This window comes from Azospirillum sp. A1-3 (assembly GCF_023806445.1).
Classification (GTDB): Bacteria; Pseudomonadota; Alphaproteobacteria; order Azospirillales; family Azospirillaceae; genus Azospirillum.
This window is the reverse complement of the sequence record NZ_JAMSLU010000002.1, coordinates 218,391-236,561: the sequence shown is the minus strand read 5'-3', so window position 1 is coordinate 236,561 and position 18,171 is coordinate 218,391. Positions and strand designations below refer to the sequence as shown.

The window sequence follows — 18,171 nt, the reverse complement described above, 5'->3', positions numbered from 1 at the left end:
AGCGTGGGCGCGTCCGGGCGACAGGCTTGGCTTACTGGGCGGGGTTGTGGACGACGTGCCACTGCCCCTTGCGCGCCTCAACGAACACGAAGGGCTTGATGGCCTCGCGCTCGGGCGTCCGGCCCACGTCTCCCAGCAGCCCCTTGGTGGTCTTCAGAGCGGCCAGTCCCTCGCGCATCTTGATCCGGTCCTCGGCGACGGTGTCGGGACGCGCCATGATCTTCTGCCCTTCGATGACATCCTTCAGAATGAACATCACCTCGTAAGCCGCCATTGAGTGGAGGTCGGCCGAGCCGCCCTGCTTGGCAACCAGCGACGCGGCCTTGACGGCTTCCGGATTCACCGGCGCGAAGCCGGTGGGGATGATCATGCCCTCCGCTTCCTCGGCGCAGCCCTGCATGGTTTCGATGGTGGAGGAGGAGGTCAGGCCGATCAGCAGCTTGGGCTTCACCCGCTGGCGCTTCATCTCCTTGAGCGCGCCGCAGGTGGTAAAGGAATGGGCGGAGATGGCGACGATGTCGGGCTGAGCCCGCTTCATCTCACGGACCTGCGTCGCGAAGCTGGTGTCGTTCAGCAACCATTCGGCGGTTCCCAGGTCCTGGAAGCCGTTCGCCACCGCCTGTGCCTTCATGATCCCGAAGGTGCCATTGGAATGCGCGAAATCCTTCTCGACGCCACCGTAGAAGGTTTTCAGATCGGGGTGGGTCTGCTTAACCCAGGCGAACAGCGCCTTGTACATCTCCTGCTCGGACGGTACGTTGCGGAAGGACCACTCGGAGATCTTGGCAAGACCGGTTTTCGCAGCGACGTCGGTGAACACCGGGATTTGCAGCCCGCTGTCGGCCTCATCCCCGACCTTCTTCTGCAGCACACCGAACATTGACTCCGCGACGTTGGAGCAGCTCGGGCCGACGGCGACGAAGGAGTCCGTCCCAGCGATGCGGCGCAGTACGGCAATACCTTCTTCGGCGGAGCAGCGATCGTCGAGGAAGTCCACGGCCAGCTTGGCCTTGCTCCCGTCGCCCAGCTTCACGCCACCGCCGGCGTTTATCTCCTCGGCGGCGGCCTTCATGGCCGCTTCGCTGTTGACGCCGAAGATGCGGACAACGCCCGACTTGGCCCCGAGCCCACGGATCGTGACGACCCGATCGTCGGCTTGCGCCACGGTCGCCGTCCCCAGGGCCGCACCCAAAACAACAGCCGCCACTGCGGCTCTGGAAATGGTCTCAGCGATGCGCATAGTCCTCCCCCTGTTCTTCATTTAATGGTTATGCTGTTGGACGCGGCTGGTCACCGCGGCGGCATCCGCAGGGCGCCGTCCAGACGGATCACAGTGCCGTTGAGCAGCGGGTTGCCGACCACGTGAAGCACCAGCGAGGCGAATTCGTCCGGTTGACCGAGCCGGTTCGGGAAGGGCACCTGTGCGCCCATTCCTTCGCGCACCTCCACCGGCAGCGCATCCATCATGGGTGTCGCCATCAGCCCGGGAGCGATGGTCACCACCCGGATCGCGCTTGATGCCAGTTCCCGCGCAGCCGGCAGGGTCAGGCCGACGATGCCGCCCTTCGACGCCGCGTAGGCGCTCTGGCCGATTTGCCCCTCGAAAGCGGCGATGGAAGCGGTGTTGATCACCACGCCCCGCTCCGCCGTTTCCGGATCGGGCTCGAGCGCGGTCATATCGTGCGCCGCGTGGGCGAGGACATGGAAAGTGCCGACCAGATTGACCATAACCGCGCGCTGAAAGTCGGCCGACGGCATCGGGCCATTGCGGCCGACGATCCGCTTTCCCGGAGCGATGCCGGCGCAATTGACGCAGATCCGCGCCGGGCCATGACGTTCGCGTGCGGTCGCCAGTGCCTGCGAGACTGAGTCCTCCGAGGCGACGTCGCAGACAACGGCGAAGCCACCGATCTCAGCCGCCAGTCTGGATGCCGCCCCCGGGTCGCGGTCGAGAATGGCGACCATTGCTCCTGCACCAGCCAATGCACGCGCCGTCTGCGCGCCCATGCCCGAGGCGCCGCCGGTCACGATGGCGGCCTGATCCCTAATCTTCATGCTTGCTCTCCCAATCCGGCCAGCAATTCGCGTCCGACGACGATCTGACGGATCTCCGTTGTCCCGAATCCGATGGAAAAGAACTTTGCGTCACGGAGCAGCCGCGCAGCCCGCGAATTGCCGTCGTAGCCCGCAGCCCCCAGAATCTGCACCGTATCGGAGGCGACGCGATGGGCCGCATCTCCCAGGAACAGCAGCAGGCCGGCGCTGTCGTAGCGGCGGGCTTGGCCCACAGCCAGGGCGGCGCCCACCGCGTAGGCATAAGACCGGGCGGCATTCACGGTCGCCACCATGTCCGCAAGCTTGCCTTGAACCAGTTGGAAGGCGCCAATCGGTTGCCCAAATTGCCGACGGGTCCGAGCATACTCGACCGCGACGTCCAGGCAGGCCTGCATCAGCCCAAGCGCGCCGCCGCCAGCGACGAAACGCTCATAGCTCAATCCGCCCATGAGAACAGCGGTGCCATTCTCCCAGCCGCCAAGCAGATGATCGTCGGTGGCCCTGCAGTCGGTCAGCGTGATGTCCGCTGTGCCGGCTCCCCGCATGCCTAGAGTTTCCCGTGCCGGCGAGGTCTCGAAGCCGGGCAGACCTCTCTCCAGTACAAATGCCGAGATCTTCCGTCTTTCCAACGAGGTTCGGGCATACACCACCACCACATCGGCGCGGGCGGCGTTGCAGATCCAAGCCTTGCGCCCGTTCAATAGGTAGCCGCCGTCTGCCCGCGTCGCGAGGCTCACCATGCTCAGAACATCCGAGCCGGCCTCCGGTTCGGTCATTGCGAGGGCACCATGGGCTTCGCCGCGGATCAGGCCCGGTAGGAAGCGTCGCCGCTGCGCGTCAGTCCCGTGCAGGAAGATCTGGTTCACGCAGGCGTGCGAGTGAACCAGATATGAAAAGCCGACAGCCGGTGAGGCGCGGCTGATCTCCTCATGGACGAGGAAATGCTCGAGGTAGCCGAGGCCGGCACCACCGAACTCCGTCGACACCGTCAGTCCGAGAAAGCCGGCGCTTCCCAGCTTCGGCCAGAGATCCGTAGGAAATTCGCCTGTCCGTTCGATCTCGTCCGCGTGCGGAAGGATATGCGCTCGCGCGAACTGGCGTGCTTTCATGCGCAATTCCTCGGCCGCACTGGGCAAGGGAACCGCGAGGACCGGCCACTCGCTGGCAGCCTTCGATGACGTTTTCATGCTGTATCAGCCCCGGCTGTCCAGAAAGGCGAGCTTGGTGATCGCGTCGCGGCTCCCAGCGACTTCGCGCAGGCGGAACTTCTGGATTTTGCCGGTCGCAGTCTTCGGCAGCTCGGTGAAGAACACGTTGCGGGGGCATTTGTAGTGGGCGAGATTCTGACGACAGAAAGAGATAAGATCTTCTTCGGTGACCGGCTCCGCATCAGCCCTCAGTTCGACGAAGGCGCAGGGCGTTTCACCCCATTTTTCGTCCGGGCGTGCGACGACTGCCGCGTGCAGCACCGCGGGGTGGCGGTGAATGACGTCTTCCACCTCAACCGACGAAATGTTCTCGCCGCCGGAGATGATGATGTCCTTCAGGCGGTCGGTGATCTGCATGTAGCCGTTGGGGTGGATGACTGCCAGATCGCCGGTGTTCAGCCATCCACCTGCGAACGCCCGCTCGGTCGCCGCCGCGTTGCGGTAGTAGCCCTTCATCACGGTGTTGCCGCGGATCATGATCTCGCCGACCGTCTTACCATCGTGCGGCACCGGCTGCCAGGTGTTGGGGTCCATGACTGTGAGATCGCTGAGGAGCGCGCACCGCACTCCCTGCCGTGCCCGCAGCAGGGCCTGTTCCGCCAACGGGAGATCGCTCCACTCCTCGTGCCAAGCGCAGCTGATTGGGGTGCCGGAGATTTCGGTCATTCCGAACACGTGATCGACCAGGAAACCGCGCTCTTGGATGGTCTTCAGAACAGTGGCCGGGGGTGGCGAGCCGGCGGTGAGAACCTTCACCTTACGCCCTAGCCTCATCGAGGCCGGCTGCTCGGCGGACTGGACCAGCGTCGCGAGGACGATGGGGGCTGCGCAGAAATGGGTGACACCATGGCGCTCGATCGCCGCGTTGATCTCTGCAGCGGCAACACGGCGCAGACAGACATGTGTTCCGGCGATTGCGGTGACGGCCCAGGTGAAGCACCAGCCGTTGGCGTGGAACATTGGCAGGGTCCACAGGTAGACGGCGTGCCGCGGCAGTCCCCAGTCCACAACCTGGGCAAGGCTCATGACGTATGTGCCACGGTGGCTGGGCACCACGCCCTTTGGATCGCCGGTTGTCCCCGAGGTGTAGTTCAGTCCGATGGCATCCCATTCGTCCTCGGGCTCAAGGCCGCGAAACGCAGGGTCACCCCGCAACAGAAACTCCTCATACTCCACATCACCGATCAGTTCTCCTTCAGGAGCCAAGTGATCGTCGATGCGGATGACGAGAATGGGAGAGGACAGCTTCTCGATCGCCTTTGCCGCAAGTGCAGCAAACTCACGGTCCACCAGCAGCGCCTTGCTTTGCCCATGCTGCAGAATGTAGGCGACGCCCTCAGCGTCGAGACGGTAGTTGATGGAGTTGAGCACCGCGCCAGCCCAGGGCACCCCATAATGCGCCTCCAGCATCGCCGGAGTGTTGGGGCACAGAATGGACACTGTGTCGCCCCGCTGGATTCCGCAACCAATCAAGGCAGACGCCAGCCGGCGGCAGCGATTTCGGGTTTCGGCCCAGGTCTGTGCCAAATTGCCGTGAACCAGAGCGATATGGTCAGGATAAACGTCCGCGGTCCGGTTGAGAAAACTCAAAGGCGTCAACGGGACGTGGTTGGCGGAGTTTTTCTCCAGACCGGTTCGGTAGTTCTGGTAGCTCATTGCGATGCCCAATAATCCGTGAGGCCGACAGCTGCATCCAGCCATCTCGCAAGGCACCAGTGGCAGTATCATACGGTTAGATGCGGACGCATCGACTGAAGCGGGTACCTCCCCGCATGCGGCTTCAACCGCAGAACAGCCCTTATTGGCGGACTTGATGCAAGAAATGGCGGCGACAACGCCGCAAGGCGGCGTTGTCGGCGGCGATGGCGTGGTGCGTGGCTCCGTCTAACCGTGAGCTTCTAGCGGTAAATGGTGGTGGGGCCGATAATCCCGGCTACAGGCTGTTCCAGATGGGAGCATGATCCAACACACCCGTTACCACTCTGCCGGTCCCTGTCGTGGCGTCACACTTTGCCGCTGAGCGACATAAGAGCTGAACATCCATATGCGCGGGTTTGCTCGCCCTGCGCCGGTGGAAAGCTCCTCACTGCGTACGAGCCGCGAATGTACGCTTGAAACACAAACCCAATCAGCGGTGGCTCGTGGTTGTCGCGCAGTCCGACGTCTAAGCTGCGCAAGCTTCGTCCAATCGCCGCATGGTTACGACTTGCCATGGTTCAGGCGGCACAGGGCGCTTGGCGGGGATGGCAGGACTTGGGCCAATCAGCGTCGTGCCGCTCCACGAAGCCCACATCGCTCAAAACTACTGAAAACATGGGGAGGGTAGGAATGAGGGTTTTCAAGGCTGGGGGCTTCCGAGCTGGTATACTTGCCATTTCGTTCGTCGGGGTTTTGGCCGTTGTTGCCGTTACACTGCTCGGCGTCCATGGCCTGTACCATCAGCAGGGGGCGCCCACATCCTTCCAGCAGGCAGATCAAATGGGGGGGCTCAGGCCGCAGGGTGACCACAGCGTTCATGCGCGGGCTGGGGACGCGGAAGTTCCTGCCGCCGGCTCGCTGCTTGTCCTTGCCATCGTGTCATCGGTGGCCATCCTCACGCTGGCTATCACGGTGCTGCGGGCCGTTTCACGGGATATCAAAGCTATGACTGTCAGCATCGGACGGTTGGGGGACGGCGACCGGGACGTCGATATTCCCGGCATTGGCCGAACAGACGAATTCGGTGCTTTGGCCACGGCGGTGCATGACCTGAAAGCCCGTGCTCTTCGTGCTCAGGCGGATAGCGAGGAACAGGAGAAGCGGCGCAAACAGGACGAGAGCACCAAGCGCCGTTCCATTCTGGTCCTAGCGTCGGAGCTAGAGCGAAGCATTACGACCGCGGTTGTTTCTGTCTCGGTAACGGTCGACGCGATCCAGGCGCAGACCACCGAATTGGCCGGCAACGCGACGTGGACGTCGGAGCGCTCGGCTGCGGTGTCGGCATCGTCGGAGCAGGCGAGCGCCAACGTTCAATCCGTGGCGGAGACTACCAGCCGGTTGGCGCATTCTATCAGCCAGATCAACGAACAGGTGAGCGAATCCAGCCGGATCGCACGCAAGGCCGTTGCCGAAGTGGGACACACAGAGTCCACGGTGCATGAGCTGATGAGCATGTCCGACCGCATCGGCGAAGTCGTTCAACTGATCACCTACATTGCACAACAGACCAACCTTCTCGCGCTGAACGCCACGATCGAAGCAGCGCGAGCCGGTGCGGCCGGCCGAGGTTTTGCGGTGGTGGCCAACGAGGTTAAGAGTCTTGCCAACGAAACCTCCCGAGCCACGGAGGAGATTGCACGGGAAATCAACGCCATGCGGTCAGCGACCGTGGGCACGGTCTCAGCGATCAGGGGAATTGTCAGCACCATCAACCGTGTCGATCAGGCGCTTGAGATCATCGCAGGTGCGGTTCAGGATCAACGCTGCGCCACTCAGGAGATCAGCCGCAGCGTCGCCGAAGCGGCGACCGGCACCAGCATGGTTTCAAGAGACATCGCCAATATCCAGTCGATTGCCACCGCAGTGGGTGGCGCCTCCGATACGGTTCAAGTCTCAACGCAAGGGCTGGCAGCGGCTTTCGACCGTCTTGGCAGGGACGTCGATGGCTTCGTATCCACGTTGCGAACCTCATGGATTGAGGATTGCATCGCTCTCATTGACGACGCGATCATGCATTACCAGACGGTTGGACGCAGCCAGTCCCTGGCCGACTTCTCAAATTGTGATGATAAAACCTGGATCGATGACGCCAGTGAGCGTTATGTCGTGATCGCCGATGCTGCGGATGGGCGCTTCCTCGTTCATCCCAACCCGAAGCTGTGCAACGATCCCAAGATTTGGGACCTGCAGGACGTCAAAGGCGAGTACATCACGCGGATGCTGGTGGAGGCTGGTCAACGTGAACCGACTGGCTCCTGGGCGAAGTATGTCTGGACCAATCCCAACACCAAAAAGCACGCCGTCAAGAACACCTATGTCAGAGTCCATGACGGCCTGCTCTTCATGGCCGGATATTACGAGTGATTGGCTTTCGCTGATCAGCCGAGGGCCGCCAATGCCATCGACGATGTACAGTCGAAAGATTTCGTGACGCCTCGGCGGATAACGGCGATCACGAGTGTTCGCCACATGGTGGGGTCGCCTAACCGTGGGTTTCTTGTGGGGGTTGGCTATTTGGTGCCCCTTTTTGACTGGAGCTCTTTGAGTGGCTACGTCGTCTTCCAGAGGGACCAATATGACATCAGGATCAATCGAGGTTGTGATTGCCGCGGCGGCGAGAACTCCGCTCGGCGGGTTCAGGGGAGCCTTCAAGGACCAAAGCGCAACCCAGTTGGGGAGCCACGCGATCAAAGCGGCGTTGGCCCGCAGCGCTCTGCCCACCGCCGGCGTTGAGCAGGTCTTTATGGGCTGCGCGCTGCCTGCAGGAATCGGTCAAGCCCCAGCCCGACAGGCAGCCCTCGGCGCTGGTGTCGACCTCTCGGCCTCTTGCACGACCGTCAGCAAAGTCTGTGGGTCGGGAATGCAGGCCGCCATCTTCGCTCACGATGCGATCCGCGCCGGCACAGTCAAAGCGGCGGTCGCGGGAGGGATGGAAAGCATGTCCAACGCTCCCTTCCTGCTGGACAAAGCCGGACGGGCGCACCGGCTTAGCCATGGCAGGCTCGTCGACCACTTGGTTGTCGATGGGGTGCAGGACGCCTACGACAAAGGCCGCCTGATGGGCAGCTTTGCCGATGACTGCGCCAGCCATTATGGGTGGTCTCGCACGGCCCAGGACGAATTTGCCATCGCATCCCTAACCCGGGCGCAGGAGGCGACAAAGCTGGGACACTTCGCCAAGGAGGTTGTGCCGGTTGAGTTGACCGGTGCCGAGCAATTGGTCGTGGATGAAAAAGTGCTTCGCGCAAATATCGCCGAGGTCCCCGAGCTGACGCCGGTATTCCGTCCTGACGGGACGGTCACGGCTGCCAACTCCTGCTCGATGTCCGACGGTGCGGCTGCCCTGGTTCTGATGGATCGGCGCGAAGCGGATTGGCAGGGCATCGCTCCGCTCGCGGTGATCCGCGGTCATACAAGCCATGCCCAGGCCCCGTCGTTGTTCACGATGGCTCCGATCGCCGCCATTCGCAAGCTGGTCGATAAGATCAACTGGTCGATAAATGACGTCGACCTTTTTGAAATCAACGAAGCCTATGCGGTGGTGGTCATGGCCGCCATACAAGAGCTGCGCCTTGATGATGATCGTGTAAACCCTCACGGCGGCGCCTGCGCCATCGGTCACCCGATCGGAGCATCGGGCGCGCGCATTCTTGTCACTCTTATCCATGCTCTTCGTCAGCATGGCCTGCGACGAGGCATTGCCGCTCTTTGCATTGGCGGCGGTGAAGCAACGGCAATGGCTATCGAGATCGTCTGAAGCCGGCTGGATGGAACGAGGTTTGGTCTAGGCTTGGCAACTGCAATGTGGTCGGCAATCGGGAGTTGAGACGCGGTGCGGCGGTAATTGGACTGCCGCACCGCGTCTCGATCGCCGATGCTGGTGGGTCGGGAGCAACCGGTCACCCTGAGAGGGCAACAGAGGATAGGATGAGGATCTGGTTACGCCACCCGCTCGACTGCGATGGCCGTAGCTTCGCCGCCGCCGATGCACAAGGAAGCAACGCCGCGCTTCAGGTCGTACTTCTCCAGTGCCGCCAGCAGCGTCACGAGAACCCGCGCCCCCGATGCGCCGATCGGGTGCCCGAGCGCGCAAGCGCCGCCATGGACGTTCACCTTGTCGTGCGGCAGATCGAGGTCGCGCATCGCCGCCATGGTCACCACCGCGAACGCCTCGTTGATCTCGAACAGGTCGACGTCGCGGGCCGACCAGCCCACCTTCTCGAACAGCTTCTGCATCGCGCCGACCGGCGCGGTGGTGAACAGCGCCGGCTGCTGGGCGTGATTGGAATGGCCCTTGATCTCGGCGACCACGCGCAGGCCGCGCTTGTCCGCCTCGCTGCGGGTGGTGACGATCAGCGCCGCGCCGCCATCGGAGATCGACGAGGAGTTCGCCGCCGTCACCGTGCCGTCCTTGGCGAAGGCCGGCTTCAGCGTCGGGATCTTCTTGGGATCGCCCTTGCCCGGCTGCTCGTCGGTGTCGACCAGCGTGTCGCCCTTGCGGCCCTTGACCAGGACCGGCGCGATCTCCGCCTTGAAGGAGCCGTCCTCCACCGCCTTGCGGGCGCGGTTCAGGCTTTCGATGGCGTAGTTGTCCTGCGCCTCGCGGGTGAAGTTGTAGCTGCTGGCGCATTCCTCGGCGAAGGTGCCCATCAGGCGGCCCTTCTCGTAGGCGTCCTCCAGACCGTCGAAGAACATGTGGTCCAGCACCTTGCCGTGCCCCATGCGGTAGCCGGCGCGGGCGCGGTCCAGCAGGTAGGGGGCGTTCGACATGCTCTCCATGCCGCCGGCCACCACCACCTTGGCCGAGCCGGCCTTGATCACGTCATGGGCGAACATCACCGCCCGCATTCCCGAACCGCAGACCTTAGAGATGGTGGTGCAGCCCACCCCCTTCGGCAGCCCGGCGCCCAGCGCCGCCTGACGCGCCGGCGCCTGGCCCAGACCGGCCGACAGCACGTTGCCCATGAACACCTCGTCCACCGCGTCTGCCGGCAGGCCCGAGCGCTCCAGCGCCGCCTGGATGGCGACGGCGCCAAGCTGCGGGCCGGTCAGGCCCATGAGGTCGCCCTGGAAGCCGCCCATCGGCGTGCGGACGGCGGCGGCGATGACGATGCTATCGATAGAGGTCATGTGAATCTCCTAGGGTGACGGGAATGGCCATTAGGTCAGCGCCGCACCATGTCAGGCGTCCATCGGACCGAATCAGTGCAGTCTATCTGCTGAAGGGGCGAACCTTCGCTGAGACGCATTACACGACAGAAAAAAGTGGCAAGCTATGACACGAAGAACATAGTTTTCCGGCCGATTTTGCTATGTTCGGACGTGAGAGATGACAGCGAAACGAAGGATGATTGCGGCACGCTTCGTTGATGAGGCGCTGGAGAGCCTGCGCCGACGCGGTATCGCAACCGAACCAGTGCTACTGTCCGCTGGTTTGCCGCCTCGGGTGACCGAACCTGTTTCCGCGGAGTGCTATGGGGAACTCTGGCGTTTGATCGCGACAATGATCGATGATGAATTTTTCGGCCTCGGTGGGAGGCCGATGCGGGTGGGCAGCTTTGTTTTGCTGTGTCATTGCGTGCTGCATGCCGAAACACTGGAGCATGCGCTAAAGCGGGCCTTGCGTTTCCTCCGCGTGACACTGGACGATCCATGGGGGGGACATTGGTGCGTAAAGGCAGCGGTGGTGATGGGACGCTGGGTGGGTTATAGGCGGCCGTTCGCCCGTTGCTTCGAGATCCGCATGCCATACAAGGCCAACGAAGTCCGCCGCCACAGGATCCCACGGACCCGCTACAAAGTTGAGAACTGGGCGGAGTACGACGCGGGGCTGGTCCGGCGGGGCAGCCTGACGGTTTGGGTGACACCGGAGGCGATTACCGCCTGGACCCTGGCACGAACCGGACGGCGTGGCCGACCGCAGAAGTATTCCGATATCGCCGTGGAAGCCGGACTGATGCTGCGGCTGGCGTTCGGTCGGCCATGGCGCCAGACCGAGGGCCTGTTGGGCTCGATCATGGGGCTGCTCGGCCTCAACCTGCCAGTTCCCGACCACACCACGTTCTCGCGCCGCAGCGCCGATCTATCGGTCGCCCCGGCACTGAAGCGGACAGCCGGGCCGGTCACCGTGGTGATCGACTCCACGGGGCTGAAGTTGTTCGGCGCCGGCGAATGGCAGCAGGAGAAGCACGGCGGCAAGCCGCGCCGGACCTGGAGGAAATTGCATTTGGCCGTCAATCCGGACACCGGTGACATCCTCGCCTCCGAACTGACGACCACGGACGACGGCGATGCCTCTCTGGTCGGCGCCCTGCTGGAAAAGGTCCCGCAGGAGATCACCGCAGTTCTTGCGGACGGCGCGTATGACGGCGATCCCGTCTACCGGGCCGTGGCGGCGCACTCAGCTGAGGCCGCGGTGATCATCCCACCGCGGAAAACCGCGGTGCTGAGCGACACGGCCGAAACGGCACCGACCCGACGCGACCGACATCTTCAGCTGATCGCCGAAAAGGGTCGGCTCGGCTGGCAACGGGCCGTCGGCTATGGAAAGCGTTCTCTGGTTGAGGTGGCGGTACTGCGCTACAAGGCCCTGATCGGACGCGGCCTGAGGGCCCGGACTCTGCCCGCGCAGAAGACCGAAGCCGCCGCCGGCTGCCGAGTCCTCAACGTCATGACCAGCCTCGGCAGGCCGGTGTCACGCCGCGTCGCCTGAACATTCCGGGAAAGGGCGAAATCCGCCGGTACGCCGATTTGTGCGCCAAAGTCTCTCCTGCTGCCATTCGCCGGCGCCGAACACCTTCAGCCCCGTGGAGTCGATCACCACGGTGACCGGCCCGGCTGTCCGCTTCAGTGCCGGGGCGACCGATAGATCGGCGCTGCGGCGCGAGAACGTGGTGTGGTCGGGAACTGGCAGGTTGAGGCCGAGCAGCCCCATGATCGAGCCCAACAGGCCCTCGGTCTGGCGCCATGGCCGACCGAACGCCAGCCGCAGCATCAGTCCGGCTTCCACGGCGATATCGGAATACTTCTGCGGTCGGCCACGCCGTCCGGTTCGTGCCAGGGTCCAGGCGGTAATCGCCTCCGGTGTCACCCAAACCGTCAGGCTGCCCCGCCGGACCAGCCCCGCGTCGTACTCCGCCCAGTTCTCAACTTTGTAGCGGGTCCGTGGGATCCTGTGGCGGCGGACTTCGTTGGCCTTGTATGGCATGCGGATCTCGAAGCAACGGGCGAACGGCCGCCTATAACCCACCCAGCGTCCCATCACCACCGCTGCCTTTACGCACCAATGTCGGAGCGAGAAGCACTTTCGCATCGTGCAAATGGGAAAAATTCTTTTTACGCCTCTGTTTACATTAGCCAATTTAGGGGGCACTATCACTGACATAATTCTATGTGACATTGGGAAGTGCTTAAATGAGCGCGCATGCGGACCAACATGAGATCGTTGCTTTGACCGCGAAAATCACTGCGTCCTACGTGCGCGGGCAGGCAATTCCAGCCTCTGCTCTGCCTGAGTTGATCCAGTCTGTTCACGACGCTTTGAGCCAAGCCGGGCAGCAGAAGCCGATTAAAGAGGAGAGACAAGCACCCGCGGTGCCGATCCGCCGGTCGGTCGCGCCGGATGCGATCACTTGCCTGGAGTGCGGTAAACGAAACCGGATGCTCAAGCGGCACCTGGGGAGCGAACACGATCTGACGCCTGACGAGTACCGAGCCAAATGGGGACTGCCAGGCGACTACCCGATGACGGCGCCCAACTACGCCGCACAGCGCTCGGAATTGGCGAAGGCTCATGGGCTGGGGCGCTTGCGCAGTATACAACCAGACTCTGAAAGCAATGAGCCGCCAGTGGCAGCCGCTCCGCAGCCATCGCCTGCCAAGAAGGGACGAAAGAAGTCTGCGGCTTAATGCACGGGAGGCGCGGTTCATGATCGAGAAGGGGGGCGGTGACCGTCGGTGCTGGATTTGGACACCAGATCGTGCTCCGGCGCCGCTGCCCACCTGGCTGCGTGCTGGTACCAGAAGACGCTGAGAACGTTGGCATGCGTGTTCTGGCCAGTCGACCGTCAAGATGTCCAGAAGCCCGCCAAGATCAGCCAACTGGCCAATTGATGACAATGCCCAGCTCGCCCCAAATCGCTGTAAACTGGAGGGGGTTCGGGGCAGACGCTGCCGCCAGGCGGTAAGGAGAGGCAATGTTTGTCGTGAGTGAGGAGGAGCGGTCTGCCATCCGTCAGGCATTTGAAGCCGGGGGTGAATGGGCTGCTGTAGCCGAGCTGCGTCGGTACTTTCCGCTCCAGCGCAATGAGGATGCTCTGTTAGCTGTGCGGGCGATCGTGCGTTGGCCCTCGGAGGCGTCCTCGTCCAACCGCGACACCCGCCGTAAGTCAGCTCCCTCAACTCCTCCAGCAACCGCTCGCAATGAGCAGACCGTCCCTGGACGCACTGCGGAGGAGCCGCCAAAAACATCTGGGCGGAACGCTGCACTTGTTGGGAACAGCCAGTGGACGCCAGCGACTTACGAGGCTGTTGCCGCCGATCCCGCCGGCGGAGAGGGTGTAATAACCATCATGCTGTCTGGTGAGGTGTGCGGCGCCTTCGGGATCGACCAACGTGTGGCCGATGATAGGGCTGCAGTCTGGGTTGTCACGCATCTGTCGACTGGGCAGCGTCTTCCCCGTGAGTTCCTGACGCATGAGGCGGCAAAGGCCTGTACACAGAAGCTACAGGGGCTTCGCTGCTGGAGCAGCGGCGATGCAGCGGCAATGCTGAACCATCCCGATACACTGCTTGCCCAACGTATTCTGCTGGATGCACCAGACAGCCGCGAGGCGTGAGAGGATGCTGTTGGCGTTTGTTGTCGAAATAACAGCATTGTAAGGTGGCGGCATCTCTAGATAAAAACCAATTACGTATATTGTGTAAAGCTTTTACATTCACTCTCCTCAATTTCAGTGGGCCGTGCGATTGCGTTCTGGTGATAATTTCCGCTATCGCCAGCAGGGGAGGGCAGCTATCCTCGACTGTCGTTGTGTCGAATTTCCGGGATCTGTCGGCTGGCGAAATAACCTTTACTGAAGCCGCTTCAGCCAGAAGCCTGGTCGCAATAACGTGAATTGGCGCGTGTCGCCGGTGCCCCTTCGACCTCAATAACTTTTACCAACCATCTCAATAATTTTGACTGGAACCCGGCCGCAGGTCCGCCTTCGGGTGGCACGCGCCGCCGTTTGGCCATGCTACCGACCGACAGAGCGTCAGCTCGACCGCTATCGGACCTCATTCGGTCCGATAACCGCCGTGGCCCTTCGGAGCAGTTTGTTGCATCGGGGCGCTCCGGTTAATCTTATTGATGTCAGGCTCGTGCTTCAGTTTGCGTTATTGGTATCCAGTTACTAATATTGCTGCTGGGCTAAGCACGTGGATATCAACGTTTCGCGAGTTAAGCTTATTGAGAAGACTGACATCGCCGCAACCACCGCTCCGCCGCCGACTATCGAAAGGCCCGCACCCAGGCGTTCCAGGTCTGGGCTGCGGTCGCCGGCGCGCCGCTGGCGGCGTAATCAGCAGACCGCTGCCGTCCACCGTGCCCTCGCCCGGCCCGGCTGTCGACACGTTGACGGAATCCCTGAATCAGTGCTCGTCAGGCTGTTTGCTCTTGGTTGCGAATGTCTCGAAGCGAGACCAGAGCCGTTCCGCTTCCTTCAGGCGGTCGGCGATTTCAGTTTTGCGGAGTGCAGCCACGACGTTGCTCAGAGCGTTGGCCGCGAACATCAGGGCCGCATAGGAATCGAACAACGAGGCCCCTTCAACCGGGCAGTGGATACCGAAACTGGCCATCGCGGCTATGGGCGACGTTTCACTGTCGCCGAGCAGCAGCACCTGGGCCGACCGCTCACTGAAGGTTTGCGCCACATAAAGCGATGAACGGGCATAGCGTCGAGGATCGACGACCAGCAGACTGTCGTCGGGGCCAACCTGCAGCAAGCGGTCCGCAAGCAGCGACTGCTCGGACGTCAGCATCACCACCCGGTCCAGACAAAGGTTGAGTTGGGCGTACAGGTAGAAGGCGACGGCATGCGCCTTCTTTTCCCCGTAGACGTAGAGCGTCCCCTTCGACTGTACGAGAATCTCGGCCATGCCGATGATCCTGCTCGGCTGCATCCCGGCACTGGCGTCCTGAATGTTGCGCAGATCGCGCTCCAGGGTTTGGGCGACCAGGTCCGTCATGGACTCCGCGTTGGACCCCTTCGACCCCAAGCGGCCGAGCGGAGAACTCAGGCGCTGTTCGATCTGTTCGCGGACTTCCCGCTGCACGTCGGCAAAGCTGTCGTAGCCCAGCTTCGTGAAAAACCGGGTCGCGGTCGCTGCGCTGACATCGCACTTCTGCGCAATCTGGGCGGCCGGTTCGTAGGCCAGACCGGCGTAGTTCATCGCGACGTAGCGGGCGAGAGTCTGCTCGCTTTCCGTCAGGTCGGCGCGGCGCAGGCCGATCCGTTCCAGCAGGTTCATTACTCGGTCTTCCCGGCAGCGTGTCGTGCAAATTTCATAAACGGATGCCTATGAAAAACACATTGCGGTCACTCATGCAACAATGTAAGGTGTCTTTCATAAAACGTTGTTAACGAAATGCACAGATCTACAAACTGTGCGTTGCCCACTCATAAGGGAGGCCATCTTGCTTTCATTGCGGACCCTCACCCTCCTGTCCGCGTCGCTGGCGGTCGCGCTGGGCAGTGCGGCTCCATCACGTGCGCAAGAAAGGGAGCTCGTCGTCGTCGCGACGGGCGGCGCGTTCGAGCAGGCGCTGCGCAAGAATTTCTATGAGCCCTTCACGGAAAAGACCGGTGTCCGCATCCGTCCGGTCGCCGCCAGCAACGCCGAGACCTGGACCAAGGTGAAGGCCATGCGCGAGGCGAACGCCATCGGCTGGGACATCGTCACGGCTTGGCCGGAGGATCTGGTGGCGCAGGCCGACAGCTTGGCCAAGCTTGACTGCTCCAGGCTCACGAACCTCTCCCAGGCGGTTGACGGCGCCTGCACCGAACGTGGCCTGCTGCGCACCATGGGCGGCGTCAGCATCGTGTACGACGCCAAGCGGTTCCCTCAGGGCGGGCCAGAGACCTGGGCCGATTTCTGGGACGTCAAGCGCTTTCCCGGACCGCGCGCGATGCCCAACGCCGGCGCGCCCTGGTGGCCGCTCATGGCGGCATTGATGGCCGACGGGGTGCCGCGGGACAAGCTCTTCCCGCTCGACCTCGACCGTGCGTTCAAAAAACTTGACGAGCTGCGCCCATCGATCGCCGTCTGGTGGCGCACCGGCGACCAGAGCATGCAGTTGCTCCGCTCCGGCGAGGTCGTCATGGCCATGATGTGGTCGGGCAGCGGTTTCGTCCTCAAGGACCAGGGGCTGCCCATCTCCGTCGTCTGGAACGACGCCGTGCCGAACATCGGCTATTGGGCGATGCTCAAGGGTGGAGCGAACCAGGACAATGCCTACGCCTTTCTCGACTATTACCTGACCCGGCCGGAAGCCCACCTCACCTTCGCGAACGCATTCAAATACGACACCTCGAACCGCAACATGCTGGCGCTTCTCAGCCCCGAGGACCGTGCAGCGCGTGGCTCGGCGCCGGAAAACATGGCGAAGATGGCCGTGATCGACCCTGCATGGATCGCCGCCAACCGCGCCGCGGTCATCGAACGGTGGAATCGCTGGCTCAGCAGGTGACGCTCCCGACTGCCGCCCGAACTTGAAACGCGAGCCTGAAACGATGGCGCCGGTCGAAACGGCGCACCAATCCTGGATGCATCGACCATGGACGCTTGCAACCCGACTGGGTCCGGCCTGACCCTGTCCCAACTGGCGACGGCTCTGGCCGAGGGCCATCTGTCCTCCGAAGCCGTCGTCTCCGGCTGTCTCGATCGCATTCATCGGGACGATCCGACGTTGAACGCCTTCGTCGCACTGGCCGACGACTCCCTGTCACTGGCCCGCGAAAGCGATGCCCGGCGCCGCAGCGGACTGGCGCGCGGTCCGCTCGACGGCATTCCGCTGGCGGTCAAGGACCTGTTCGACGTGGCCGGCCTGCCGACGCGCGGCGGGTCGAACGCGCGGCCAGCGACCCCGGTGCCCGCATCCTCCTGGCCGGTGAAGCGGCTGCAGGACGCCGGGATGATCGTTCTCGGCAAGACCGCGACGGTTGAGCTGGGCTGTGGCGGCTGGGGCACCCAGAGTGCATCCCCGATCCCCCGCAATCCCTGGAACGCCGGGGAACACTGCGTTCCCGGCGGGTCGAGCAGCGGGTCCGCGGTGGCCGTCGCCGCCGGGTTGGCGCCGGTTGCCCTGGGCTCCGACACCGGAGGGTCGGTGCGCATTCCCGCGGGCTTCTGCGGCATCGTCGGCTTCAAGCCCTCTCCAGGGCTGGTGCCGCTCGATGGGGTGATTCCCTACAGCCCGACGCACGACGTCGTCGGGTTGCTGGGCCAGACCGTCGATGACGTGCGGACGGTGTTCACGGCGCTGTTGCAAGGCAGTGGGATAGCGGGTGGGATGTTCCAGGGCTCGCTTGCCCCGGTGCGGATCGGCGATCTTGAGGACGCCGAGCTGGACACGGTGTCGCCGGAGATCCAGGCTCTCTACCGGGCGGCCCTGGCCAGACTGGCGCAGGCCGGACAGCAAGTCGGACGGTTCCGCAGTCCGGAGCGCTTAGAGACCTACTCGGCAGTGGCTGGCCACCTTGCACTCCACGAAGCCTACACCATCCATGGGGCGGCAATCGAGGCGACGCCTGATCTGTTCGGGCCGGTTGTTCGCAACCGCATCCTGAGCGGCCGGGCCAAGCCGCCGCACGAGATGATGATCGCGGAGCGGCGGCAACACCAGCGGAGGTTCGACACCGCGATGCGCGGGTTCGACGTCATCGCGCTTCCGACCTGCCCCGATGGCGCGATCCCCGTCTCCGTGGTGGACGAGGATCACGTGCCGACCGTCTTCACCCGGTTCGCCAACTATCTCGACCTCCCGGCGCTGTCCGTCCCGATCGGTTTCACCGCCCGGGGCATGCCGGTGGGCTTGCAGTTCGCCGCACGGCGCCATGACGACACGATGCTGCTGTCGTTCGCGGTTGAGGCGGAGCGCGCCATCGACAGCCCGGTTCCAAGGCATCGCGCGACGCTGCGCCGCGTCGCGGCGTGACGCACGGCGTCCCGG

At 63.2% G+C, this 18,171-nt stretch carries 13 protein-coding genes and 2 pseudogenes; 8 read left to right on the top strand and 7 right to left on the bottom strand.

Annotated elements, in window-relative coordinates; all coding sequences use genetic code 11:
• Positions 1–31: 31 nt before the first annotated feature.
• The 4 genes from M5E06_RS14440 to M5E06_RS14425 are packed head-to-tail and all read right to left on the bottom strand — an operon-like array spanning position 32 to position 4,919.
• Positions 32–1,240 carry an ABC transporter substrate-binding protein gene (locus M5E06_RS14440; protein WP_252138749.1) on the bottom strand — a complete coding sequence of 403 codons (1,209 nt, stop codon included), beginning with the start codon at positions 1,238–1,240 and terminating at the stop codon, positions 32–34.
• 50 nt (positions 1,241–1,290) lie between these two features.
• On the bottom strand, positions 1,291–2,055 hold the full coding sequence (locus M5E06_RS14435) for an SDR family NAD(P)-dependent oxidoreductase (protein ID WP_252138748.1): 765 nt from the start codon (positions 2,053–2,055) through the stop codon (positions 1,291–1,293).
• The gene (locus M5E06_RS14430) at positions 2,052–3,242 is read right to left on the bottom strand and encodes an acyl-CoA dehydrogenase family protein (RefSeq protein WP_252138747.1); all 1,191 of its coding nucleotides are present in this window, start codon (positions 3,240–3,242) and stop codon (positions 2,052–2,054) included. The genes M5E06_RS14435 and M5E06_RS14430 overlap by 4 nt, the downstream gene beginning before the upstream one ends.
• Positions 3,243–3,248: 6 nt before the next feature.
• Positions 3,249–4,919 (bottom strand): AMP-binding protein, encoded by a 1,671-nt coding sequence (locus M5E06_RS14425; RefSeq protein WP_252138746.1) that lies wholly within the window; start codon positions 4,917–4,919, stop codon positions 3,249–3,251.
• 672 nt (positions 4,920–5,591) lie between these two features.
• On the opposite strand from M5E06_RS14425, the gene M5E06_RS14420 reads away from it, so the two are divergent.
• Together M5E06_RS14420 and M5E06_RS14415 are read left to right on the top strand one after the other, a co-directional pair.
• Complete coding sequence (locus M5E06_RS14420; RefSeq protein ID WP_252138745.1) at positions 5,592–7,325, top strand: methyl-accepting chemotaxis protein; 1,734 nt, start codon at positions 5,592–5,594, stop codon at positions 7,323–7,325.
• 211 nt (positions 7,326–7,536) lie between these two features.
• On the top strand, positions 7,537–8,718 hold the full coding sequence (locus tag M5E06_RS14415; RefSeq protein WP_252138744.1) for an acetyl-CoA C-acyltransferase: 1,182 nt from the start codon (positions 7,537–7,539) through the stop codon (positions 8,716–8,718).
• Positions 8,719–8,900: 182 nt separating this feature from the next.
• On the opposite strand, the gene M5E06_RS14410 is transcribed toward M5E06_RS14415, so the two are convergent.
• Complete coding sequence (locus M5E06_RS14410; protein WP_252138743.1) at positions 8,901–10,091, bottom strand: acetyl-CoA C-acyltransferase; 1,191 nt, start codon at positions 10,089–10,091, stop codon at positions 8,901–8,903.
• A gap of 199 nt (positions 10,092–10,290) precedes the next feature.
• On the opposite strand from M5E06_RS14410, the pseudogene M5E06_RS14405 reads away from it, so the two are divergent.
• Together M5E06_RS14405 and M5E06_RS14400 are read left to right on the top strand one after the other, a co-directional pair.
• Positions 10,291–10,602 (top strand): annotated as a pseudogene (locus tag M5E06_RS14405) (AraC family transcriptional regulator ligand-binding domain-containing protein); the annotation flags it as partial.
• A 102-nt stretch (positions 10,603–10,704) separates the two neighbouring features.
• Entirely contained in the window at positions 10,705–11,673 is a 969-nt protein-coding gene (locus tag M5E06_RS14400) for an IS5 family transposase (RefSeq protein ID WP_252139350.1), read from the top strand.
• A 27-nt stretch (positions 11,674–11,700) separates the two neighbouring features.
• On the opposite strand, the pseudogene M5E06_RS14395 reads toward M5E06_RS14400, so the two are convergent.
• Positions 11,701–12,168, bottom strand: a pseudogene (locus M5E06_RS14395) (transposase); the annotation flags it as partial.
• 206 nt (positions 12,169–12,374) lie between these two features.
• On the opposite strand from M5E06_RS14395, the gene M5E06_RS14390 reads away from it, so the two are divergent.
• Positions 12,375–12,869 carry a Ros/MucR family transcriptional regulator gene (locus M5E06_RS14390; protein WP_252138742.1) on the top strand — a complete coding sequence of 165 codons (495 nt, stop codon included), beginning with the start codon at positions 12,375–12,377 and terminating at the stop codon, positions 12,867–12,869.
• A gap of 662 nt (positions 12,870–13,531) precedes the next feature.
• Positions 13,532–13,798 (top strand): hypothetical protein, encoded by a 267-nt coding sequence (locus M5E06_RS14385; RefSeq protein ID WP_252138741.1) that lies wholly within the window; start codon positions 13,532–13,534, stop codon positions 13,796–13,798.
• Between the two features lie 793 nt (positions 13,799–14,591).
• On the opposite strand, the gene M5E06_RS14380 is transcribed toward M5E06_RS14385, so the two are convergent.
• A complete protein-coding gene (locus M5E06_RS14380) occupies positions 14,592–15,470 on the bottom strand; it encodes a MurR/RpiR family transcriptional regulator (protein WP_252138740.1) in 879 nt (292 codons plus the stop codon).
• A gap of 166 nt (positions 15,471–15,636) precedes the next feature.
• Here M5E06_RS14380 and M5E06_RS14375 point away from each other — a divergent pair, with 166 nt between their 5' ends.
• Together M5E06_RS14375 and M5E06_RS14370 are read left to right on the top strand one after the other, a co-directional pair.
• Positions 15,637–16,689, top strand: coding sequence for an ABC transporter substrate-binding protein (locus tag M5E06_RS14375; RefSeq protein ID WP_252138739.1), 1,053 nt, complete (start codon positions 15,637–15,639; stop codon positions 16,687–16,689).
• Between the two features lie 87 nt (positions 16,690–16,776).
• The gene (locus M5E06_RS14370; protein WP_252138738.1) at positions 16,777–18,156 is read left to right on the top strand and encodes an amidase; all 1,380 of its coding nucleotides are present in this window, start codon (positions 16,777–16,779) and stop codon (positions 18,154–18,156) included.
• The last annotated feature ends 15 nt before the right edge of the window (positions 18,157–18,171 follow it).